Origin of the sequence: Gordonia phosphorivorans (assembly GCF_042432625.1) — a bacterium.
Taxonomy (GTDB): domain Bacteria; phylum Actinomycetota; class Actinomycetes; order Mycobacteriales; family Mycobacteriaceae; genus Gordonia; species Gordonia phosphorivorans.
In genome coordinates, this window is record NZ_JBHLWV010000016.1 from 329,583 (window position 1) to 352,219 (window position 22,637).

Sequence of the window (22,637 nt, forward strand, 5' to 3'; positions counted from 1 at the left end):
TCAGTCGAGCGGCGGCAGGTCCGGCGGGTCGAGCCGGTCCCGAACGGGCCGCTGACGCATCGGCGCCGGGCGTTGCGGCGCGGGCCGCTGCTGGTCCGGGCGCGGTGCGACGGGTCGGGTCGCGGGCGGCGGTGCGTCGAAGTAGTCGTCGGCGTCGTCGCCGTGGCGCCCCGGACGCGGTGTGGCCTCCAGCGGGGACGGGCGCGGGCCGGCGGGCGGGCGACCGGTGGAGAGCGGCGGCAGCGGGCCGTCGACATCGGCGTCGTCGTCGAGTCGACGGCGGCCGCGGCCGGGCTTGTCCCGCAGCGACTCGGTCTTCTCGTCGGCCAGCTCATCGCTGATCGGGCCGTGCGGGTCGCGCGGAGCGGGTGCGTCCTGCGGATCCACCGCGGGCGGCAGCACCCGCAGCAGGTCGGCGAACCGGCGCACCGTGTCGAGCGCGACGTCGAGTCGTTCGTCGTCGGTGGTCAGCGGCATGGAGCCGAGCGCCCAGTTGCCCTCGTTCCACAGGATCTCCAGGTACGACGGCGCCTCGGTGGCCAGCGACACCATCCGCCGGTCGCAGATGCGGCGCGCGGCGTCGAGGTTGCTGGCGAACATCACGCGAGAGCCCATGGCGCCGAGCAGGTCGACGTCCTCTTCGGCGGGCGCGAGGACGTCCTCGTAGCGCAGGTCGACGGTCACCGAGGAGGCGGCCGGTCGACGGACGGCCACCACGGTGGCGGTCTCGGCGAGGTCGAAGACGACGGCCTCGGCGCCGGCGTAGACGCCGTAGGCGACGTCGCGCACCTGCACGTGGTCGGGCACGTCCATGGCGGCACGGTGGAACGCCGTCAGCAGCTTGCTGTCGGCGTCACGGAACTTGAAGGAATGCTTCTGGCCCCACACTGCACGCTGGTGATGCACTTGCTGGGACCGGTTATGGTCCAACCAGAGCAGCACGCCTGCGCCGATCAGCGCGAGGGCCGCAATCACGAAATAGACGGTGGTCATCGGGCTTAGCCTACTATCGAACGCTCACGCAGCGGAGGACGACTCGACTCCTCCCGCTGGAACCTCACGAAAGGACGACGATGAACGCGCGGTCAGCAGATGCGGTCAATGCTCTCGCCGAGACGGTCGACGCCGCCCTGATCGAGGCGCTGACCATTGCTTTAGTCGAAACTCCGAGTGTGAATCCGGGCGGTACCGAGGCCGCTGCCGCCGCCGTTCTGGCGCAGGCGTGCAGCGAGGCTGGTTTCACCGTGACGGTGACCGAGGCCGCGCCGGATCGTCCGAATGTGCTCGCCACCATGACCGACGCCGGGTCCGGACCCGGGCTGCTGCTGCTCGGTCACTCCGATGTGGTGCCCGCCGGCCCGGACTGGACCGGCGACCCGTTCGTGGTGCGCCGCGACGGCGACCGGCTGATCGGGCGCGGCACCGCGGACATGAAGGGCGGCCTGGCCTCCGCGGTCGCGGCGATGGCCGCGCTCGCACGGGCCGGCGAGTTCGGCATCGAGCTGTCCGGCCCGGTGCATCTGCTGGCGACCGCGGACGAGGAGGAGCACGGGGCCGGCGTGCGGCACTTCGTCGCCGAACCCCCGCCGCTGGAGTTCGCCGGCGCCATCGTGGCCGAGCCGACCGGCCTGCAGGTGGTGCGCGGCTGCCGCGGGGCGTCGTACCTGGACATCGAGATCACCGGCCGGGCCGCCCATTCGGGTCGGCCGGCCGACGGCCGCAGCGCCATCGAGGCGGCCGCCGCGGTGATCGATCTGATCGGGCAGGACCAGGCGGTGATGGCCGCCCAGTCCGATCCCCTCCTCGGTTTCGGGACGTGGAACGTCGGCGTGATCGACGGCGGTCAGGGCATCTCGGTGGTGGCCCCCAACTGCTATCTGGGCGTCGACCGTCGCCTGATGCCGGGCGAATCGATCGCGGTGATCGCCCAGGACCTCGGGGACGCGATCAGCGCCGCCGAGATCGACACCGACGGCATCGGCGTGACGCTGCGGCCGACGATGGAGATGCCCGGCTTCGCGACCGACGAGGATCACCCGCTGGTGCGGGCGGTGGCCGCGGCCGTCACCGACAGCGGCGCGACGACGTCGATCGGCGGCTGGACCGCCGCCTGCGACGGCGGGTTCATCAGCCGCGACCTGGGCGTGCCGACGGTGGTGATGGGCCCCGGTGACATCAACGGGCAGGCCCACCAGCCGGACGAGTCGGTGTCGGTGACCGAACTGGTGACCGCCGCCCGCGCCTATGTGCGCGCGGCGGTGAGCCTGCTTTGCACGCCCTGACCCGCTCGCGCTTATCGACGCTCAGACGACGACCGTTCAGACGACGTCGGAGATCCGGATACCGATGGTGCCCGCGGCACCGCGCCGGAGGCGCGAGCCCAGGATCGCCAGCCGACCGGTGATGCCGTACTTGCGCTCGATGGGCTTGACCGCGATCGCGCGATCGACCACCTCGCCCACCCCGGCGACCACCGGCCCGAAGGTCTTCGACCCGCGCGCGTCGCAGGCCTGCACCAGGACGTTGTTGTTGCGCCGCAGCCGCTTCACCTTCCAGGAGTCGGTCACGGTCCACAGCACCATCTGGTCGCCGTCGGGAGCGGCCCACAGCGGCGCCGCCACTGCGGTGCCGTCCTTCCGGTAGGTCGTCAGCATCACGTACTGGGCTTCGGCGATTTGAGAGACGGTCGGAGAAGTCATGGGCGCCAGAATAGCGGCGCCGGCCCGTTCCCCGACGGACTCAGTTCGCGGCCGGTGGCGGGAACCGCCCCGCCCGCGAGAGTTGACCGGGCAGCGTGGCACCGAGGACCCCGCCGAGCCAGTCCGACGCGGCGATCAGGGCACCGAGGTCGGTGCCGGTATCGATCCCGCTGCGATCGAGCAGGTACACCAGGTCTTCGGTGGCGATGTTGCCGGTCGCGTCCGGCGCGAACGGGCAGCCGCCGATCCCGCCGATCGAAGAATCGAGCACCGTGACCCCGGCGCCGATCGCGGCGACGGCATTGGCGTAGCCGGTGTTCCGAGTGTTGTGGAAGTGGCAGCGCAGGTCGATGCCCGGCGCCACCTCGGCCACCGCCGCCACCAGACCGCTCACCTGCATGGGTACCCCGACGCCGATGGTGTCGGCCAGGGCGATCTCGTCGACGCCGAGTTCGGCGGCCGCGCGGGCCAGGTCCACCACCGCCGACGCCGGTACTTCGCCCTCGAAGGGGCACCCGAACGCGGTCGCGATGGTCACCGACACCGTCAGTTGCTCGGCGCGTGCGTCGTCGATCAGGTCCGCGACGATCTGCAACGACTCGCCGACGGACATCCGCTGGTTGCGCTGGCAGAACGTCTCCGACGCCACCAGGACGCAGTTCACCTCGTCCACTCCGGCGGCGACTGCGCGGTCGAAGCCGCGCCGGTTGAGCACCAATCCGCTGTAGGAGACGCCGTCGACGCGCGGCACGCCGGCCATCACCGCTTCGGCGTCGGCCATCTGCGGGACCGCCTTGGGGTGCACGAAGCTGGTGGCCTCGATACGGCGGAGCCCGGCGCCGACGGCGCGCTCGATCAACGCGATCTTGTCCGCCGTCGAGACGGCGACGGCCTCGTTCTGGAGTCCGTCGCGCGGACCCACCTCGACGATCTCCACCTGGTTGACGCTCATCCGTCGATGCTCTCACGCGGGGCTCTCACGCGGGCCCGGGAGCACGCCGCGCCCAGCGGCGATGCGAGCGACCCCCGCCCCGAAGTGTTTCGGGGCGGGGGTCGCGTGCGCTGCGATGGGTCAGCCGACCTTCAGCGAGTCGGTGGCCTCGTCGACGTCCACGTGCACCGTGTCGCCGTCGCGGATCTCCCCGGCCAGCAGGGCCTTGGCGAGCTGGTCGCCGATGGCCTGCTGCACCAGCCGCCGCAGCGGACGGGCGCCGTAGAGCGGGTCGTAGCCGCGCTCGCCGAGCCATTCCTTGGCCGCGTCGGTCACGTCGAGCGTGAGGCGACGCTGCGCCAGCCGGTCCGCCAGGTTCTTCAGCTGGATGTCGACGATCGCCACCAGCTGCTTCGGGCTCAGCGCCTCGAAGATCAGCACGTCGTCGAGCCGGTTGATGAACTCGGGCTTGAACGCCGCCCGCACCGCCGCCATCACCTGATCGCGGTCACCGCCGGCGCCCAGGTTGGACGTCAGGATGAGGATGGTGTTTCGGAAGTCCACCGTGCGGCCCTGGCCGTCGGTGAGGCGACCTTCGTCGAGGACCTGCAGCAGCACGTCGAAGACGTCCGGGTGAGCCTTCTCCACCTCGTCGAAGAGCACCACCGAGTAGGGGCGTCGACGCACCGCTTCGGTCAGCTGCCCGCCGGCCTCGTACCCGACGTAGCCGGGAGGGGCGCCGACGAGTCGGGCGACGCTGTGCTTCTCGCCGTACTCGCTCATGTCGATCCGGATGATCGCGTGCTCGTCGTCGAACAGGAACTCCGCCAGCGCCTTGGCCAGCTCGGTCTTGCCCGTGCCGGTGGGGCCGAGGAACAGGAACGAACCGGTGGGCCGGTTGGGGTCGGCCACGCCCGCCCGTGCTCGACGCACCGCGTCGGACACCGCGACGATGGCCTCTTCCTGACCGATCACGCGCTGACCGATGTGCGACTCCATGCGGAGCAGCTTCTCGGTCTCGCCCTCGAGCATCTTGCCCGCGGGCACGCCGGTCCACGCCGAGACCACCTCGGCGACGTCGTCCGGGCCGACCTCTTCCTGCAACATCACGTCGCCGGAAGCGTCGCCGCCGATCTTGGCCACCGCGGCGTCGAGTTCCTTCTCCAGCGCCGGGATGCGGCCGTACCGAAGCTCGGCGGCCTTGCCCAGATCACCGTCGCGCTCGGCCCGGTCGGCCTCGCCGCGCAGGTTCTCCAGTTCTTCCTTGACGTCGCGGACGGCGTCGAGGGAGCCCTTCTCGGCCTGCCAGCGCGCGGTCAGCTCGTTGAGCTTCTCGCGCTGGTCGGCGAGTTCGCCACGGAGCTTGTCGAGCCGGTCCTTGGACGCGGCGTCACTCTCCTTCTCCAGGGCGAGCTCCTCCACCTCCAATCGGCGGACCATGCGCTCGATCTCGTCGATCGCGATGGGGCGCGAGTCGATCTCCATGCGCAGGCGCGAGGCGGCCTCGTCGACCAGGTCGATCGCCTTGTCCGGCAGGAACCGGGAGGTGATGTAGCGGTCGGAGAGGCTGGCCGCGGCGACCAGTGCGGAGTCGGTGATGCGCACGCCGTGGTGCACCTCGTACCGCTCCTTGAGGCCGCGCAGGATGCCGATGGTGTCCTCCACCGAGGGCTCACCGACGTACACCTGCTGGAAGCGTCGCTCCAGGGCGGCGTCCTTCTCGATGTACTGGCGGTACTCCTCCAGGGTGGTGGCGCCGACCAGCCGCAGTTCGCCGCGGGCGAGCAGCGGCTTGATCATGTTGCCGGCGTCCATCGCCGAGTCGCCGGTGGCACCGGCGCCGACGATGGTGTGCAGCTCATCGATGAAGGTGATGATCTGGCCGTCGGCGGCCTTGATCTCGTCGAGCACGGCCTTGAGTCGTTCTTCGAACTCGCCGCGGTACTTGGCGCCGGCCACCATCGCACCCAGGTCCAGGGAGACGACGGTCTTGTTGCGCAACGACTCGGGCACATCGCCTTCGACGACGCGCTGCGCCAGGCCTTCGACGATCGCCGTCTTGCCGACGCCGGGCTCGCCGATGAGGACCGGGTTGTTCTTGGTGCGACGCGAGAGCACCTGCACCACGCGACGGATCTCGCTGTCACGGCCGATCACCGGGTCCAGCTCGCCCGCGCGGGCACGCTTGGTGAGGTCGGTGGAGTACTTCTCCAGCGACTGGTAGGTGTCCTCGGGGTTCTCGCTGGTCACCCGCGCGGTGCCGCGCACGGCCTGGAAGGCCTCGCGCAGCGCCTCGGGGCCCGCGCCGACGCCCTGCAACAGCTTGGCAGCGTCGGATTCGCCGGTCGCCAAGCCCACCATGAGGTGCTCGGTGGAGACGTACTCGTCGCTCAGCTCGGTCGCGAGGTTCTGCGCCGCGGTGATCGCGGCGATCGACTCACGGCTCAGCTGCGGCTGCGCGCTGCTGGACGAGACGACGGGCGCCCGCGACACCAGGCCCTTGGCCTCGGTCAACACGTGCTTGGGGTCCACCCCGACGGCCTTGAGCAGCGGGGTGGCGATGCCGTCGGCCTGCTCCAGCAGGGCGACGAGGATGTGGGCCGGTCGCACATCGGAGTTACCCGCGGCGGCGGCGTCTTGAACGGCAGCCTGCAGCGCAGCCTGCGTCTTGGTGGTCGGGGTGAAGCTGTCCACTAACATCGCCTTTCTTCAGTGATGCAGAGTCTTCCCCGGAGCGTGGCTCCGGGCCTGCGGTACAGGAAATCTCTCGAGGCTTTTCATCCTCTCGTGTAGTTCCAACACCGGCAGAGTTGAGTCTGTTCCACTAAACTTTGCGGACCACGGTGAACCGCATCACACAGTCCCCCCCCCCCCCCCGCCTCGCCCCCGGCAGGGTCCGGGCGATCCCCGTGACCACCCAGACCCCCACTCAGCGGCGAGCACAGTATTCAATTCTCAAACAACACATCGCGACGGGAAAACCGCTCCCGACACTTCATTCACAAGGTTCTTCGACTCCGCCGCCCTGGCGAATGTCGTTGGCAGACAACCCGTCTGCGGCTTCAGGACTTCACTCTCCACACCGACGTCGCGGTCGCTGCCCACGCAGCGCCGGGCAATCACGCAGCGGCGGGCAATGACGTCAGGGTGCGCCGCGCGTTCGATCGGATCGGTTCGCGTCGACGCTTCGGATGCTCCGGATCGGCCGGTGGGATGAACCACGGCTGCCGATCGTGACCGATGAACACCTCCCACCCACCGTGATGAATCACGGTGTGATGCCGACGGCAGAGCAGGACACCGTTGTCCAAACTCGTCACCCCGCCGTGCTCCCAATGCTCCACGTGGTGCCCGTCGCACCACGACGGCGGAACACCGCAACCGGGAAAGGCGCAACCACGGTCGCGCAGCACAAGCGCCTTGCGGATACTGGGCGTGAACAGCCGCTTTTCGCGGCCCACACTCAACGGCACACCATTCCCGTCCAGCAGCGCCATGGCCACCGAGGCCTCGCACATGATCAGCTCCGCTGTCCGCGCCGAGATCGGCCCGCCGAACCCGAGCCACGGCACCGCAGTCTCGTCCTCGGTGACGGGGATCGAAATCGTCTGTCCCGCAACCGAATCGAGCACCTGCCCATTCATCACCACCGCCGCCGGCACCGACAAGGTCACGTGCGGCAACACTCCCCCGGACTCGGGTCGATCAGAATGGGCGAGATAGGTGCGGATCACCTGCGCCATCGCGTCAGCACGCCGCCGCTTGGCCGACCGCCGATCCTGCGAGCCATCTGGCTCGGGCACCGGCCGAGTGAGTGGATCCAACGCCGCACTCAGCTCCTCGGCGGCCACGATGTCGAAGTCGATCGTCACCGCCACCCGACCGTCATCGGTCCGATTCAGCGTCATCTCGTTCAGATCGTCACGCTCGGCGACCGGTACGTACCCGTCCTCCGCGTCGTCCTGGACCGGCGCCAGTTTGATCGCCCACGCCCGGGCCTTCTCCCTCACCCGCGCCGGCGAGGTCTGCACCATCAACGAATGCACGACTCGCGCATGATCCTCGTCGGACAGTTCCACACGATCTGTCACGTGCCCGAGACCGATGACCACCGCGTCACCCTTCTCCGCCGACACCGCCCCATCACGCAAACCCCGGGTCACCGCGACCAGATTCTCGTCGACGATCGCCTGCCCGAGCCGCGCGGCACGATGGGCCGCGGCGGGCGCCGCGCCGAGTTCGGTGACGATGGCCGCCGCGGACCGTACATGCTTCCGGGCGGGCAAACCGACGCGTTCGATCGCCGCGCACGCCGCCGCGACGGAGTAGTCGACCACATTGCGCAACCGCAGAACCGCAGCGGTCACAGCCAGGAGTTCCCGGTCGTCGTCGATCGCCCGCGCGCGGACCAGAAACTGTCCGAGAGCTACCTGACCATCAGTGTCAGCACCCACGGGGACAGTGAGGTCACCGCTCATCAGATCGGCGAAGTCGGTGAGAGTTGCTGCGTCCATGACGCTCACTCCTCAGGTCACGAGAAGCCAATAGCGAAGGAACCGGTCGAGCCAGTGACGATCAGCCACGTGGCCACTCATGTCCCGCAAGGTCGGGGTTGTCGCCCCCATCTCGCCTAGTTCTATGGTACGCCTCACATATCTACACCACAATAGTTCGAGTCGATCAGTTTCGGCGAACCATGCTCAGCGTTCCGGCAGTTGCGAACCCGTCCAACCTGGCAAAAACCGAGTGGGCTGTAATTAGCGTGTCGAGTGCGGCGAGAACCGCTGAAGGGGAGAGTGACTTGAGCAAGCTAGGTAACTTCGTGTGGGGTATCGCGGACCAGCTCCGCGGCGTGTACAAGCCGCACCAGTACGGCGGGGTGATCCTGCCGTTCACCATCCTCCGACGCCTGGACTGCATCCTCGAACCGCACCGCGACGAGATCCGCACGCTCGCGGAGAAGTACGCCGGCGGCGCACTGGAAGTGCAGGTCAAACGCAAGACCGGGCTCTCCTTCTACAACACCAGCCCGTTCAACTTCACCACGCTCCTCGAAGATCCCGAGGGCCTGCGCGCGAACCTGATGGACTACATCACCAGCTTCTCGGCGAACATCGACGTCTTCGAACGCTTCAAGTTCGAGAACGAACTCGCCACCCTCGACGAGAAGAACCGCCTGTACCTGATCACCTCACAGTTCGCAGAAGTGAACCTCCACCCCGACACCGTCCCCAACGCCGAGATGGGCGACCTGTTCGAGCACCTGATCTACAAGTTCGCCGAAGCCTCCAATGAGGAGGCCGGCGAGCACTACACCCCGCGCGACGCCATCAAACTGATGGTGGATCTGCTCTTCGCCGAGGACAGCGAAGCCCTACTGGAGCCCGGCAGTGTCCGCACCATCTACGACCCGACCGCCGGCACCGGCGGCATGCTGTCAGTCGCCGAAGAACGCCTCCTCGAACGCAACCCGAGCGCCCGGCTCCGCCTGTACGGGCAGGAGATCAACGACCAGTCGTACGCGATCTGCAAATCAGACATGATCGCCAAGGGCCAGGACGTCGACAACATCCGCCTCGGCGACACCCTCTCCGACGACAAGTTCTTCGACCGCACCTTCGATTTCTGCATGTCCAACCCGCCGTACGGAGTGGACTGGAAAGCCTCAGCAGACGAGGTCAAGAAGGAAGCCCTCGCCCAGAACTCTCGCTTCTCCCACGGCCTCCCCTCCATCGGCGACGGACAAATGCTGTTCCTGACCCACCTCGCCTCCAAGATGCGGACCCCCCACGACGGCGGCGGCCGCGCCGGCATCGTCCTCAACGGCTCCCCACTGTTCACCGGAGCCGCCGAATCCGGCCCCTCCAAGATCAGGCAGTGGCTCCTCGAATCCGATCTGGTCGAAGCGATCGTCGCCCTGCCGACCAACATGTTCTTCAACACCGGCATCGCCACCTACATCTGGATCCTCGACAACACGAAGCGGCCAGAACGCCAGGGCAAGATCCAGCTGATCGACGCCACCTCGTTCTGGACCAAGATGCGCAAAAGCCTCGGCGCCAAGAACCGCGAACTCGACGAAGCCGCCCGCGACAAGATCCTGGCCCTCTACGACGCCTTCGACGACGCCGACCCCGACTTCTCCAAGGTGTTCACCGCCGACGACTTCGGCTACTGGACCATCACCGTCGAGCGCCCACTCCTCGACGACGACGGCAACCCAGTGACCGACCGCAAGGGAACCCCGAAGCCCGACGCCAAGAAACGCGACACCGAGAACATCCCCTTCACCTACGGCGGCAACACCGACGGCGACCACGGCCGCGACGCCACCATCAAGCAGTACTTCGCAACCGAAGTCCTCCCCCACATCCCCGACGCATGGATCGACGAGAAGAAGACCAAGGTCGGCTACGAGATCCCCTTCACCCGACACTTCTACAAGTACGTGCCTCCCCGCCCGCTTGAAGATATCGACGCTGACCTGGAGAAGCAGGTCGCGAAGATCATGGAACTGCTGCAGGAGGTAGAGGGTTGAACGAGAACACGTTGCCACCGTGGCTACCAATCATCCCTAGTCATTGGCAAGTTGAGCGCGCCGGGAGAATCGCCAGGCATGTTCATCGTTCGCCGGATGGAGCAACCGGCGTCGTAACGGCGTTCCGCGATGGCGAGGTCACTCTTCGCTCAAACCGGCGCATCGATGGATTCACTGAAGCAATCAAGGAAACGGGGTATCAGGGAGTTCGTCGCGGCGATCTTGTCATCCACAGCATGGATGGATTTGCTGGCGCAATAGGAGTCTCAGACTCAGACGGCAAAATGTCACCCGTCGTACATATCTACCGCATCGAATATGACAATCCACATTTTATCGCACAGTCCTTGCGAGTCGCTGCGAGTTCGGGATTCATCCAGTCTTTGGCTAAAGGGATTCGCGAGCGCTCCACATCGTTCGACAAACCAATGTTCAAGTCAATGCTTATTCCTCGTCCACCGAAGACTGAGCAGGACCTAATAGTCGCCTTCCTGGACCGGGAGACGGCCCGGATCGACACACTCATCGAGGAACAGCAGCGACTCATCGACCTGCTCCGCGAACGGCGGATTTCATTGATCACCCGCCAGGTGGCTGGCGGCTATCTCGAAGACTTTAGCCGAACGCAGAGTAATTGGTACCCGAATCTTCCAAGTAGCTGGCAATTCGGACGAGTGAAATCGTTCGCAACGCGAGTAACAGACGGGGCGCATATATCTCCGAACACCAATGGTGGCGTCTACGACTTCGTTTCCACACGCGATATCAACGCAGGAAATATTGACTACGACGGATCATTGAAGACGAGCCCGGAAACGTACGAGCACATGGTTCGAACCGGCTGCCGTCCGGAGCTGGGGGATGTGCTGTTCTCAAAGGACGGAACCGTCGGCGAGACTGCAATCGTCGACGAGCACCGAGAGTTTGTCGTCGCATCATCACTAGTCATCATCTCGCCCGATCCAGCTCGACTTATGTCGGAATTCCTCGCCTATGCCCTAATGTCGAAGGCGTCTAGAGATCAAGCGGCATCAATGATGAGGGGCGCCGGGCTACCTCGCATCTCCGTAGCAAATCTCGGACGCCTCGAGCTTCCACTCCCCCCACTCGAACAGCAGCGTCGAATTGTCAACGACCTCAACGATCACACCGCTATGCTCGACACCCTGATCGCAGAGACCGAGAAGTTCGTCGACCTGGCCCGTGAGCGTCGGGCGGCCCTGATCACCGCAGCAGTGACCGGGCAGATCGATGTGCGAGATGAGGTGGCCTGAGGCGTGGCGCAGCACAACGAGATCGAGTTCGAGAAGGAGATCGCCGAGTATTTGGCCGCGCACGGGTGGCTGTACTCGCCGAACGACGACGGCTACGACCGGGAGCGTGCGCTCTTCCCCGAGGACGTGCTCGGCTGGTTGCGCCAGATGCAGCCCGAGCAGGTCGACAAGGTGGTCCGGCCCGACGCCAAGGACGTCGCCAAGCAGGAGGCGCAGCTCCTCGATCGGCTGGTGAAGGTGCTCGATCTGCCGTTGGAGAACGGCGGCGGCACGCTGAATGCGCTGCGCAACGGCTTCTCCCATCTGTCCGGCAAGTTCGCGATGTGCGTGTTCCGGCCCGAGTCCACGCTCAACGCCAAGCGGAACGCCGAGCATGCGGCGGTGCGGCTGCGGGTGATGCGGCAGGTGCACTTCTCCACCGCGGACAACCGCAGCGTCGATCTGGTGTTCTTCGTCAACGGACTCCCGGTCGCCACGGCGGAGCTCAAGACCGACTTCACGCAGTCGGTGGCTGACGCGATCGTCCAGTACCGGACCACTCGGCTGCCGAAGGACCCGAAGTCCGGTGCGGTCCAGCCGCTGTTCGTCTCCGGTGCTCGTGCTCTGGTGCATTTCGCGGTCTCCAACGACGAAGTGTGGATGACCACCAAACTCGCTGGCGACAAGACCCACTTCCTGCCGTTCAACCGCGGAACCGAAGACGGTGGCGCCGGGAATCCGTTGAATCCCAACGGTTCTCCGTCGTCGTACCTGTGGGAGCGTGTGCTGCAGCGCGATGCGTGGCTGAACACTCTGGGCCGGCTGATGTACATCAAGCATGAGCAGTCGACCGATCCGATCAGCGGCAAGACCACACGTTCGTCGTCGTTGCGGTTCCCGCGCTTTCACCAGTGGGAGGCCGTCACCGAACTCACCGCTGCGGTCACCGCCGAGGGCCCTGGCGAGCGCTACCTGATCCAGCATTCGGCCGGGTCGGGCAAGACCGACTCGATCGCGTGGACCGCGCATCGGATGGCGCGGCTGCAGGTGGAGAACAAGAAGGTCTTCGACTCGGTCATCGTGGTGACCGACCGCAACGTCCTCGACGCGCAGCTGCAGGACGCGATCAAACAGATCGACAACGACCAGGGCATCGTCGTCGCCATCGACCGCGACGAAGCCGCCAAGGCCGGCGGGTCCAAGTCGAGCCTGCTGGCCAAGGCCTTGACCGACGGCAAGCTGATCATCGTCGTGACGATCCAGACGTTCCCGCACGCCATGAAGGCCATCCGCGAGAACAAGGGTTTGAAAGGCAAGACCTTCGCGGTGATCGCCGACGAAGCGCACTCGTCGCAATCGGGTCAGATCGCCGGCAAGCTCAAAGCTGTTCTCACCGCCGATGAACTCAGAGACCTCGAAGACGGAGGCGAGGTGGATATCGAGTCGATCTTGGCGGCCGAGGCCACCGACCGGGCCGACTCGTCGAACATCTCTTACTTCGCGTTCACCGCGACCCCGAAGGGCAAGACCCTCGAACTGTTCGGTCGCCGACCCAGCCCGGACGAGCCGCCGGTCCCGTTCCACGTCTACACGATGAAGCAGGCCATCGAAGAGGGCTACATCCTCGACGTCCTGACCGGCTATCACAGCTTCAAGCTCGCCTTCGAGATCGGCCAGAACGTCGCGGCCGAGAACGAGGAAGTGGACCAGTCTGAGGCGACGAAGGCGGTGATGCGGTGGGTGAAGCTGAACCCGCAGACCATCGCTCAGAAGTCGGCGATCATCGTCGAGCATTTCCGCGACAACGTCGCCGGCCTGCTCGACGGGCACGCCAAAGCAATGGTCGTTGCCGACTCCCGCAAGGCTGCGGTCCGGTACAAGCTGGCGATCGACGACTACATCGCGAAGAAGGGCTACGGCTACGAGACGCTCGTCGCCTTCTCCGGCGCAGTGACCGACCTCGAGTCCGGGCCCGAAGACTTCACCGAGGCCAACATGAACCCGGGTATCCGCGATCTGCGGACCGCGTTCACCGGCGACCGGTACAAGGTGATGATCGTCGCCAACAAGTTCCAGACCGGCTTCGATCAGCCGCTGCTGTGCGCGATGTACGTCGACCGGAAACTCTCCGGAGTGACTGCGGTGCAGACGCTGTCGCGTCTCAACCGCACCTACCGCACCCCGTCGGGTACCCCCAAGACGGCGTCGATGACGCAGGTGGTCGACTTCGTCAACGACCCGGCCGCGATCCGCGAAGCGTTCGAGCCGTACTTCACCGACGCGTTCCTGGAAACCGAGACCGACGCGAACCTGGTGCACGACCTGGCAGCCAAGCTCGACACCGCCGCGATCTATACCCAAGCCGAAATCGACCAGTGCGCTGAAGCTTTTGTGAAGAACAAGGGCAACAACGCGCTGTCCGCGGCCGTGGGCCCGGGCCAGAAGCGGTTCGCCGCCCGCTACAACGCGGCACTCATCCACAACGGCGGCGAGGGCGACACCGCTGAACTCGCACTATTGGACATGTTCCGGCGCGACGTCGGCTCGTTCGTCCGGCTCTACGACTTCATGTCCCAGATCGTCGACTACGGCAACCCCGAGTTGGAGAAGAAGCAGATCTACCTGCGCCACCTCGAACGGGTCATCCAACCGGAGAACTACACCGCCCCCATCGACCTGAGCGACGTGATCCTCCAACGGGTCAAGCAGATCGACCAGGGCAAGACCGACATCAGCCTCGGCGCCAAAGTCGGCCTGTCCGGGCTCACTGCGGCCGGCTCCGGTGAGCGTCGCGATCCGACGATGGTCGCCTTCCAACAGGTCCTCGACCGCCTCAACGACCTGTTCGGCTCCGAGGACTTCTCCCAGACCCAGAAACTCTCGTTCGTCGAATCCCTCATGCGGGCCCTCCTCGACGACGCCGACCTGGTCCAGCAGGCCAAGGTCAACACCGCCAAACAGTTCACCGAGTCACCCGACTTCGAGTTCGCCGTCACCGGCGCAGTGGCCGACACCCAGGGCGCCCACACGAAGATGAGCGACTACTTCTTCACCAACACCCCCGGCCGCACCCACCTCATGTCCGACATCGCGAAGTGGTTCTACCAAGTTGTGGCCGACCAGGTCCGCGAATAGGCCATCGGCTGTCAGTCGGCGCAGTGCTAACGCTGCGCCGACTTCGAACGCTTGCCTTCCATCCACGCCACGACATCCAATACGCGCAATTCGCTGATGACGTCGGGCAGCTCGGCCTCGGCACGAGCTGCCCGCAGTCGTTCACGTAAACCCGAACCGTCGCGCAGCGCCTCATGAATCGGCACCAAGTGCGCTTTCCTCGTACCCATCACCCCGGTGACCACGTCATCCCAGATCGGATACAACTTCGGCCGCTTACGAGCAATGAGCTTCGAGGCAATCGTGAGGCCGATCCCGGGCACGCTTCGAAGCCGGGCTTCGAGCTTCCAGGCCGGCCAGCTGTCATCGATCACCTCGTCCACGTCACCAAGGTCCCGGTCATCACCGATGGCCTGCAGGAGGTCCGAGAACTCCGCAGCTTCATCACGCAGCAGGATCCTTGCCGCCCTAGGACCTGCATTCACCGACAGCATCCCGATCGCCACGAAGTCGTCGGCCGTGAAGCGATCAGCATCCGCGACGCGAGTCCCCGTGGAGTCCCACGAATCGAACGATGCGCCTGTGTACCGATTACTCGGGAATGGGTCGTTCCCTGAGGCTGCTCCGCCGAAGTACTCGGTCAATGTGGCGGCAGCGGCCGTCACGTCGTCAGTTCTTAGCTCTATCGGAATTCTCATGCCAATCGCCTTTCGCTAAACCCAAAAACTCCCGCAGATCGTCGTGTTGCGATGCCGCGACCACAACAGCATCGGCAGCGCGCACCACGACAGGATAGGTTCGCAGGCGGCCCAACGACCGGTTTCCGGATCAACGTCATCTCAGTGGACGATCGCGTCAATTCGGCACAGCAGCCGAATCTTCGGCTCGTCACCTCTGCATACGTGACACTTCCCCAGGTAACAGAATCAAGCATCCGCGAAGCGTCGGCCGCGGGACGAGGAGGGAGCGCGATGGCCTGCTACTTCTGGACGACCTCCAGGATTGAGTCGGTGGTCGTGAAGTCCCCTTTTGTGGCTCTTCGTCTCTCAGAGTGCGTTGATCCGATTCGCGAGCTGACCCGAGTGCAGTAGGGACCGCAAAATGTAGTGGTCGAGGTTTCGGAAGCCTTGGGCGATGCCGCGGAGGTGTTCGAGGCGGCCGTTGATTGCTTCGACTGGTCCGTTGGAGGCGCCGGTGTCGAAGTAGGCGAGGATGTCGGCACGCTGGGACCACAGGCTTCGTCCGAGTTGGGCCAACTCTTGCAGGCCTGCCGACAGTCCGGTGCGGATACGGCGCAAGATCTTGTACATGAGTTTCTTCCCCTCGCGGCGCTGCGGGTGTTCGTAAGCGGCGATCCGCAAGCCGCCAAGACCATCGACGCCTCCATCGCGATCCTCACCAACACCGTCGGCCGTCCGATGCTGTCCAAGATCAACGGCCAGGTGGCCCCATCGGTGCTCGGCAGCTACGGCGTGTACGTCAACACCCGCGGCCAGCTGCAGAGCCCCGCGAACGCGGACGCACCGACCCGCAAGGTCAACACGTTGATCGCACCGGGCGGATACGTCGGCCAGTGGCTGCGCGCCAACGGCGCGACCCACACCCTGCTCGCGCTCTATCGGTCGGCCTACACGGTCGAGGTGCCGTTCGGGTTCGTCGCGCAGCAGATCTCCGGCGACGCCCAGCTGGTCACCAACACCAAGGGCGGCGTGACGACCACGGTCGGCATGTCGATGGCACCCCCGCTGTGGATCGTGAACTTCGCGTTGATCTACATCGTGAGTCCCCGCCTCGCCGCGGCGATGCCGGCGTACTGGACGCCGATCCCGCCGGAGGTCGTGCGGGCGATCGAAGCCAGCCCCACCGGCCAGGTGCCCTACGCCCGCTACCAGCAGTACTTTCGCTGACCGCAGCGAGCACTGACCACCGACTTCGTCGAGACGACTCCCGGAATAGACCTCGCGGGGACGACGTTGCACAGGCTGGATCGGTTGCGTTCCGTGTCCCCCGGGCTCAACCCTTTGCCTTCGCGGAGTTCCGTTCGGCTGGAGCCGCGTTGCGCCTTTCGCCGAGAGGCGACCGAGCGCAGCCGGTCCGTCTACAAGCCTGGTGTTCAGTCGTACGCGGGCACTGGTCGTCCGACAACTCGCGACCTCCCGCGTTCTACCCCCGCCACCGTATATCACAGCCCACACGCCATATAAGGTAAGCCTCACCTATCGGAGAGGTTGTTCGTGGCTGCTACCCACCACCCCACGGCCGCCGCCGCAGCTCTCGTTCCGGCCGGACTCTTGCTCTCCACGCACTCGCCGGCCCACCGCCACGTCGGACACCTCGACGGCTGCGTGGAAGAGCCGCACAGCCACGGCGAGCACACCCTCTTCTGGCCCGAACGAGGCTTCAGCGAAGTCCGCACCCGAGACCAGCTCTGGAACCTGACCGTCGGTCAGGGCCTGTGGGTCCCGGCGGGCACCGAACACTCGGTGGACCGGCGATCGTCGACCACTCCGGCCGCGATGTACATCCGCCCAACAGCGTGGCGACGCGCCGTGGGACCGGTGCGCACCGTGGTGGTCAACACTGCACTTCGCGAACTCCTCGCCCATCTCGACTGGACACCCATGCCCCGCGCGCAGCGCCTGCGCGCGCAGGAAGTCTGCCTGGAATTGATCACCGACGGATCGCGGCCGACCATCACCGTGCCCCTCCCGCACGACCAGCGCATCGCCGAGATCGCGCGGCAGATCATGGCCGACCCTGCCGACAACCACTCGATCGACGACTGGGCGTACCGGACTTCGCAGAGCTCACGCACCATTGCTCGCGCATTTCGCGCCGAAACCGGGCTCACCTTTACCCAATGGCGGACCCACGCGCGCATGGCCCGCGCAGTCGAGCTCCTCGGCGAAGATCTGCCGGTCGGGGTCGTCGCACGTCGCGTCGGCTACACCACCAGCAGCGCCTTCACGGCCGCCTTCCGTCGCCTGCTCAAACAACCGCCGAGCGAGTTTGTACCCGGCCGCGCCCCCTGACCGCACGGCGTGTCCGCAATGCGACCGAGAGTGTCCGATAGTCGACGACGCGGCCGCATAGCGTGGATCCGACCAAAGATAGGCAACCCTTACTAGGGTCCACCCCTCTGTGAAAGGCACGTTCTCATGTTCCGACTTCGGCGGACGCTCCTGACTGCCACCATCGCTGTGGCCGCGGTCGCAGCCCTCGGCGCCACCACCGCGTGCAGCACCTCCGACAACTCGTCGACGAGCGGCCCGGCCGCCGCGGGCTTCCCCGTCACCATTGAGCACGTCCACGGCGCCACCGAGATCCCCACCAAACCGCAGCGTGTGGTGACTCTGGGCTGGATGGCCGAGGACGTCGTCGCCGCCCTTGGCACCGCGCCGGTCGGTGTCCCCAAATCGTGGGCGGGCGACGACCAAGGCTACGCGCCCTGGTTCCGCGACCAGGTGCAGAACGTCTTGCGCCAGGATCTGCCCGCGGTCCTCAAGGAAGGCGAGGAGCCCGACTACGAGCAGATCCTGCAACTGGACCCTGATCTGATCCTGGCCCCGCACTCGGGCGTCACCGAGAACCAGTACAAGCGGCTGAGCGCTATCGCGCCCACCGTCGCCTACCCGGAGCGCGCCTGGCGCTCCGGCACCTGGCAGGACCTCACCGGCGTGGTGGCCACCGCGCTGGGCGAGAAAGCCCGAGGCGACGAACTGATCACCCAGACGCAGAACCAGATCACCGCGGCCTCCGACGCCCATCCGGAGATGAAGGGCAAGTCGTTCCTCTACGGCGTGGCCCTCTCGCCGGGCAGCACCGAGTTGGGCGTGTACGCCGCCGGCGATTCACGGGTCGCCTTCATCCGCGAGTTCGGGCTGGTCGACTCCCCCGATCTTGCCCAGGCGCTCGGCAAGATCGGCAGCGACGAGGTCTACGGCGGGACGAGCCTGGAAAACCTCGGCGACATCGCCAGCGACCTGTTCATCGGATGGTCGTCGAGCACCCAAGAAACCCAGGACACGCTCAAGGATCCGAAGTTCTCGCGGTGGACGCCGATCGTCGACGGAAACTACCTGTTCCTGGAGAGCCGACAGATGGGCATGGCCACCAACGCGCCCTCCCCGCTGAGCATTCCGTGGGCCATTGACCACGGCTTCGTGCGGGAACTGGCGAGCGCAGTCAGCGGCGGCCGCGCCGTGGTGCCCGCGCCGTGAGCCCCGCATCGTCGCCCACGTCCGAGCACGTCGCTGAACTGCGACGAGTGTACACAGGGCTGCCCGCCGACTACGTCCCCCGCCTACACGTCGGATCTGTGGTGGGCACGTCCACGGTCAGCCCCGGCATGCTGCGTGTGACGCTGGGCGGCGACGACCTGCGAGAGTTCCCGACCAGCGGCATCGGCGACGAGTACGTGCGTCTGTTCTTTCCCGACGCCCATGGGGAAACAGTGTGGCCGAGGCTGCTCTCGAACAGTTGCGAATATCCCGACGACGCGGCGCCGCTGCCGATGCGGACCTACACGATTCGAGCCCACCGTCCCGGCGAAGTGGACATCGACTTCGTGATCCATCCCGGTGGCATCGCCGCCGACTGGGCCGCCGCGGCGGAGCCGGGACAACAGGTGGGGATCACGCCGCCGCGCCATCTGTACCAGCGACCCGACTGGGCGCACCGGCAGATCCTGCTCGCCGACGAACCGGCGTTGCCGGCGGCTCTGCGCATCGCGGAATTGACCGCCCACCTGATCCCCACCACGGTGATCGGCGAGGTTCGTGGGGCCCACTGCCAGATCGAAGCCGACACCGACGCCGCCGTCGAGTACATCTGGCTGCGCGGCAGCGGTAACGGCCATGCCCCCAGCAGTTTGGAAAAGGTGTTGCGGCGCACCGAGATCGACGAGCAGACCTTCGTCTGGGTCGCCTCCGAGACGCGGATCAATCGGGCCACCCGCAAACTGCTCCGCCATGACCGCAAGCGGCCGGCGGACGGCTATCGGACCGTGGGCTACTGGATCGACAATTCCGAGGAGTGGGAGAGCCGCTACGCCGCGCTCGCCCCGGAGATCCGCGCGCACCTGGACGCCCTGTACGAGAGCAGTCAGGGTTCGGAAGAGATCGTCGACGAAGTGTTCCGGATCTATGAGGCCGCCGGCCTGTGACCAGCACACTCCCTGCCGCCGGCCGGCACAGCACGCGGCCTGCATCGTCGGAGTTCCCGGACGCCCGCCCGCACCGGAAGTTGGGACTGGTGCTGGCGGTCGTGGTCCTCGCGGCCACGGTCCTGGCGTCGATCTCGGTCGGCGCCGCGGCGATCTCCCCGAGCACCATCGTCGACGCGCTTCTGCATTACGACGACACGATCGACGCCCACGTCACAATTCACGAGCTACGCGTCCCGCGCACTGTCGTCGGGCTCATCGTGGGACCGGCCTTGGGGCTGTGCGGCGCGCTGACCCAGGCCTACACCCGCAATCCGCTGGCCGATCCGGGCGTCCTCGGCGTCAACGCCGGTGCCATGTTCGCGGTGGCCGTCGCTATCGGCTTGCTGGGTGTCACGGCCCCGCTCGGCTACATCTGGTTCGCACTACTCGGCGCCGCGGTGGTGACCGGCCTGGTGTATTTGTTGGGGTCTATCGGCGGCGGACGCGCGACGCCCGCGAAGCTGCTGCTGGCCGGGGTGGCCATCACCGCCGCGCTCGGCGGCCTCACCACCGCATTGATCCTCAAGCAGCGCGAGACTTTCGACAGCATGCGGTACATGCAGATCGGGTCGATCGGCGGACGCGACCTGGCCACCGTCTTGGGCTTCGCTCCCCTGATCGTGGTCGGCATTCTCCTGGGTGCCGCGGCGGCCCGCTCCCTGAACGCGCTGGCACTGGGCGACGCCGTGGCCGCCGGCCACGGGGTACGGACCGGGCTGCTGCGCACCGGGGTGCTCGTATCGATCACGCTGTTGGCTGGCACCGCCACCGCCATCGCCGGACCGATCGGCTTCGTCGGCCTGATGGTGCCCCACGTGGTGCGTTGGTTCGTGGGCCCCGATCAGCGCTGGATCTTCGCCTATACGCTGCTCGTCGCCCCGGCATTGCTGCTGTTCTCCGACGTGCTCGGCCGCATCATCTTGCCCAGTGGCGAGCTGCGCGTCGGCTTGGTCACCGCCTTCGTCGGAGCCCCGGTGCTCATCCTGCTGGCGCGTCGTAAGTCGGTGAGCGGCCTGTGAGCGTCGACCACGGGTATCGCGCCTTGAATGTGCGCCTAGCGCGTGTGCCGGTGTCCGGCACCATCCGGCTGCGGACCGCCGTGGTGTCGGGCGTGCTGGCCGTCGTCCTGCTGCTCACCGCGGTGGTGGCCCTGTGCTTGGGGACCATCGAGCTCACGCCCGGCGAGGTGCTCGCTGCCCTGACCGGACAGGCCGATCCGCGCACCGAGATGCTGGTGCTCGAGTGGCGCCTGCCGCGCGTAGCCTTCGCCGTCGTCTGCGGTGTGGCGCTGGCGGTGGCCGGCACGATCTTCCAATCGCTGACCCGAAATCCGCTGGGTTCGCCGGATATTCTCGGCTTCTCCACCGGCGCGTACACCGGCGCGATCGCGGTGATGCTGTGGTTCGGTTCCACCCGCTACACCGATATCGCGCTCGGATCGTTGGGCGGCGGACTCCTTACCGCTGGCGTGGTCTACCTGCTGGCCTACCACCGCGGTTCGGTGCAGCCGTTCCGCCTGATCATCATGGGTATCGGCGTGGCAGCCATGTTGAGCTCACTCAACGCGGCCCTCCTGCTGTTCATCGACGTCGACACCGCGATGCTCGCAGCCGTGTGGGCTGCCGGGTCGCTCAACGATCTGGGAGCCGAACAGCTGTGGCCGCTCCTGGGCGCGCTGGCGGTAGTGCTGGTCGCCGTCGCGGCGATCGCCTCCCCGCTCACGCAACTCGAACTCGGCGACGACAACGCGCGCGCACTCGGTATCCCGGTAGAAACCATTCGCGGCGCCGCCGTCGTCCTCGGTGTCGGGCTGACCGCCTTGGTCACTGCCGCGGTCGGCCCCATCGCCTTCGTCGCCCTGGCGGCCCCGCAGATCGCCAAGCGACTGACCCGCAGTACCGGCCTCGTGCTGATTCCGTCCGCCCTGGTCGGAGCCCTAGTGCTGCTGGCCTCGGATGTCCTCGCTCAACGCGCAGGCTTCCCCGTCGGCGTCGTCACCGTCTCACTGGGCGGCCTGTATCTGACCTGGCTTCTGGCCTCGGAATATCGGAGGAGAGCATGACCCACATCGCAGAGCTGATCCCCACACTCGTTCCCGCGCCGCCCACCGTGGTGGCCGTCGACGGCGTCAGCGTCGGCTACGACGACAAGGTCATTTGCCGCGACGTCAGCATCGAGGTGGCTCAGGGATCATTCACCGCGATCATCGGCCCGAACGCCTGCGGCAAGTCCACGCTGTTGCGTGCGATCGCGCGGCTCCTGCCGGTCGGCGCCGGCTCCGTGCTGCTCAACGGCAAAGACCTCAGCGACATCCGCACCCGCACGGTGGCCCAGCAGCTGGGGCTGCTGCCCCAAACCTCGCTCGCACCGGAGGGCATCACCGTGACCGATCTGGTGAGCCGCGGCCGCTACCCGCACCAGCGGATGTTCGACCGGTGGTCCAGCCAGGACGAGGCCGCCGTGTCCGAGGCGTTGACCGCCACCGGCACCCTGCCGCTTGCGGGCCGACTGGTCGACGAACTCTCCGGCGGGCAGCGGCAGCGCGTCTGGCTGGCGATGGTCCTGGCCCAGCAGACACCTATTCTGCTCCTCGACGAGCCGACCACGTTCTTGGACATCGCCCACCAGTACAGCCTGCTCGAACTCTGCGAGCGGCTCCGCGTGGAACACGGTCGCACGATCGTGGTGGTGCTGCACGATCTGAATCAGGCGGCACGGTACGCCGACCAGCTGGTGATGATGAAGGACGGCGTCGTCGAGGCCGCCGGCTGTCCGAGCGAGGTGATCACCGCCGAGCGCGTCGAGGCAGTGTACGGCTTGCGATCGCAGGTGATCCCCGATCCCGAGACGGGCTCTCCCCTGGTGATCCCCCGAGCCGGCGACTGCGTCGTCTAGC

The 22,637-nt window shown here is 66.6% G+C and carries 16 protein-coding genes and 2 pseudogenes; 11 read left to right on the forward strand and 7 right to left on the reverse strand.

The window, feature by feature from the left end; translation table 11 throughout:
- The gene (locus tag ACFFJD_RS07670; RefSeq protein ID WP_382362754.1) at positions 1–993 is read right to left on the reverse strand and encodes a TtfA family protein; all 993 of its coding nucleotides are present in this window, start codon (positions 991–993) and stop codon (positions 1–3) included.
- Positions 994–1,073: 80 nt separating this feature from the next.
- On the opposite strand from ACFFJD_RS07670, the gene ACFFJD_RS07675 reads away from it, so the two are divergent.
- Entirely contained in the window at positions 1,074–2,282 is a 1,209-nt protein-coding gene (locus tag ACFFJD_RS07675) for a M20 family metallopeptidase (protein WP_382362756.1), read from the forward strand.
- Positions 2,283–2,318: 36 nt separating this feature from the next.
- On the opposite strand, the gene ACFFJD_RS07680 is transcribed toward ACFFJD_RS07675, so the two are convergent.
- The 4 genes from ACFFJD_RS07680 to ACFFJD_RS07695 all read right to left on the reverse strand — a co-directional run bounded on the left by ACFFJD_RS07680 (position 2,319) and on the right by ACFFJD_RS07695 (position 8,144).
- The gene (locus tag ACFFJD_RS07680; RefSeq protein WP_382362758.1) at positions 2,319–2,699 is read right to left on the reverse strand and encodes a PPOX class F420-dependent oxidoreductase; all 381 of its coding nucleotides are present in this window, start codon (positions 2,697–2,699) and stop codon (positions 2,319–2,321) included.
- 40 nt (positions 2,700–2,739) lie between these two features.
- Complete coding sequence (locus tag ACFFJD_RS07685) at positions 2,740–3,651, reverse strand: hydroxymethylglutaryl-CoA lyase (protein ID WP_382362760.1); 912 nt, start codon at positions 3,649–3,651, stop codon at positions 2,740–2,742.
- Positions 3,652–3,771: 120 nt separating this feature from the next.
- Positions 3,772–6,324 carry an ATP-dependent chaperone ClpB gene (gene clpB / locus ACFFJD_RS07690; protein WP_382362762.1) on the reverse strand — a complete coding sequence of 851 codons (2,553 nt, stop codon included), beginning with the start codon at positions 6,322–6,324 and terminating at the stop codon, positions 3,772–3,774.
- 425 nt (positions 6,325–6,749) lie between these two features.
- On the reverse strand, positions 6,750–8,144 hold the full coding sequence (locus ACFFJD_RS07695; protein WP_382362764.1) for an HNH endonuclease signature motif containing protein: 1,395 nt from the start codon (positions 8,142–8,144) through the stop codon (positions 6,750–6,752).
- Between the two features lie 287 nt (positions 8,145–8,431).
- Here ACFFJD_RS07695 and ACFFJD_RS07700 point away from each other — a divergent pair, with 287 nt between their 5' ends.
- From ACFFJD_RS07700 to ACFFJD_RS07710, 3 genes are read left to right on the forward strand one after another with little or no spacing between them, the layout of a single operon-like run.
- The gene (locus tag ACFFJD_RS07700) at positions 8,432–10,168 is read left to right on the forward strand and encodes a type I restriction-modification system subunit M (protein WP_382362766.1); all 1,737 of its coding nucleotides are present in this window, start codon (positions 8,432–8,434) and stop codon (positions 10,166–10,168) included.
- Entirely contained in the window at positions 10,165–11,442 is a 1,278-nt protein-coding gene (locus ACFFJD_RS07705; protein ID WP_382362768.1) for a restriction endonuclease subunit S, read from the forward strand. The genes ACFFJD_RS07700 and ACFFJD_RS07705 overlap by 4 nt, the downstream gene beginning before the upstream one ends.
- 3 nt (positions 11,443–11,445) lie before the next feature.
- Positions 11,446–14,556 (forward strand): type I restriction endonuclease subunit R, encoded by a 3,111-nt coding sequence (locus tag ACFFJD_RS07710; protein WP_382362770.1) that lies wholly within the window; start codon positions 11,446–11,448, stop codon positions 14,554–14,556.
- 26 nt (positions 14,557–14,582) lie between these two features.
- Here ACFFJD_RS07710 and ACFFJD_RS07715 read toward each other — a convergent pair whose 3' ends face one another.
- A complete protein-coding gene (locus ACFFJD_RS07715) occupies positions 14,583–15,233 on the reverse strand; it encodes a DUF6308 family protein (protein ID WP_382362772.1) in 651 nt (216 codons plus the stop codon).
- Positions 15,234–15,581: 348 nt separating this feature from the next.
- Positions 15,582–15,863, reverse strand: a pseudogene (locus tag ACFFJD_RS07720) (transposase); the annotation flags it as partial.
- Positions 15,864–15,878: 15 nt separating this feature from the next.
- Between ACFFJD_RS07720 and ACFFJD_RS07725 the strand changes: the two are divergent.
- The 7 genes and pseudogenes from ACFFJD_RS07725 to ACFFJD_RS07755 form a co-directional block, all read left to right on the forward strand.
- Positions 15,879–16,442: pseudogene (locus ACFFJD_RS07725) on the forward strand (hypothetical protein); the annotation flags it as partial.
- Between the two features lie 327 nt (positions 16,443–16,769).
- A complete protein-coding gene (locus tag ACFFJD_RS07730) occupies positions 16,770–17,567 on the forward strand; it encodes a helix-turn-helix domain-containing protein (RefSeq protein ID WP_382362774.1) in 798 nt (265 codons plus the stop codon).
- A gap of 126 nt (positions 17,568–17,693) precedes the next feature.
- Positions 17,694–18,755 (forward strand): ABC transporter substrate-binding protein, encoded by a 1,062-nt coding sequence (locus ACFFJD_RS07735; RefSeq protein ID WP_382362776.1) that lies wholly within the window; start codon positions 17,694–17,696, stop codon positions 18,753–18,755.
- Between the two features lie 101 nt (positions 18,756–18,856).
- Positions 18,857–19,699, forward strand: coding sequence for a siderophore-interacting protein (locus ACFFJD_RS07740; RefSeq protein WP_382362778.1), 843 nt, complete (start codon positions 18,857–18,859; stop codon positions 19,697–19,699).
- Positions 19,696–20,760, forward strand: a complete 1,065-nt coding sequence (locus tag ACFFJD_RS07745) for a FecCD family ABC transporter permease (RefSeq protein WP_345311969.1) — start codon at positions 19,696–19,698, stop codon at positions 20,758–20,760. The genes ACFFJD_RS07740 and ACFFJD_RS07745 overlap by 4 nt, the downstream gene beginning before the upstream one ends.
- Before the next feature lie 50 nt (positions 20,761–20,810).
- The gene (locus ACFFJD_RS07750; protein ID WP_246993689.1) at positions 20,811–21,803 is read left to right on the forward strand and encodes a FecCD family ABC transporter permease; all 993 of its coding nucleotides are present in this window, start codon (positions 20,811–20,813) and stop codon (positions 21,801–21,803) included.
- A complete protein-coding gene (locus tag ACFFJD_RS07755; RefSeq protein WP_382362781.1) occupies positions 21,800–22,636 on the forward strand; it encodes an ABC transporter ATP-binding protein in 837 nt (278 codons plus the stop codon). Before ACFFJD_RS07750 ends, ACFFJD_RS07755 begins: the two co-directional genes overlap by 4 nt.
- Position 22,637 lies beyond the last annotated feature (1 nt).

Bases quoted from the DNA above. Each gene is read 5' to 3' on its own strand.
- ACFFJD_RS07670 (WP_382362754.1), bottom strand. From the start codon at position 993: ATGACCACCGTCTATTTCGTGATTGCGGCCCTCGCGCTGATCGGCGCA.
- ACFFJD_RS07735 (WP_382362776.1), top strand. From the start codon at position 17,694: ATGTTCCGACTTCGGCGGACGCTCCTGACTGCCACCATCGCTGTGGCC.
- ACFFJD_RS07680 (WP_382362758.1), bottom strand. From the start codon at position 2,699: ATGACTTCTCCGACCGTCTCTCAAATCGCCGAAGCCCAGTACGTGATG.
- ACFFJD_RS07695 (WP_382362764.1), bottom strand. From the start codon at position 8,144: ATGGACGCAGCAACTCTCACCGACTTCGCCGATCTGATGAGCGGTGAC.
- ACFFJD_RS07755 (WP_382362781.1), top strand. From the start codon at position 21,800: ATGACCCACATCGCAGAGCTGATCCCCACACTCGTTCCCGCGCCGCCC.
- ACFFJD_RS07685 (WP_382362760.1), bottom strand. From the start codon at position 3,651: ATGAGCGTCAACCAGGTGGAGATCGTCGAGGTGGGTCCGCGCGACGGA.
- ACFFJD_RS07675 (WP_382362756.1), top strand. From the start codon at position 1,074: ATGAACGCGCGGTCAGCAGATGCGGTCAATGCTCTCGCCGAGACGGTC.
- ACFFJD_RS07715 (WP_382362772.1), bottom strand. From the start codon at position 15,233: ATGAGAATTCCGATAGAGCTAAGAACTGACGACGTGACGGCCGCTGCC.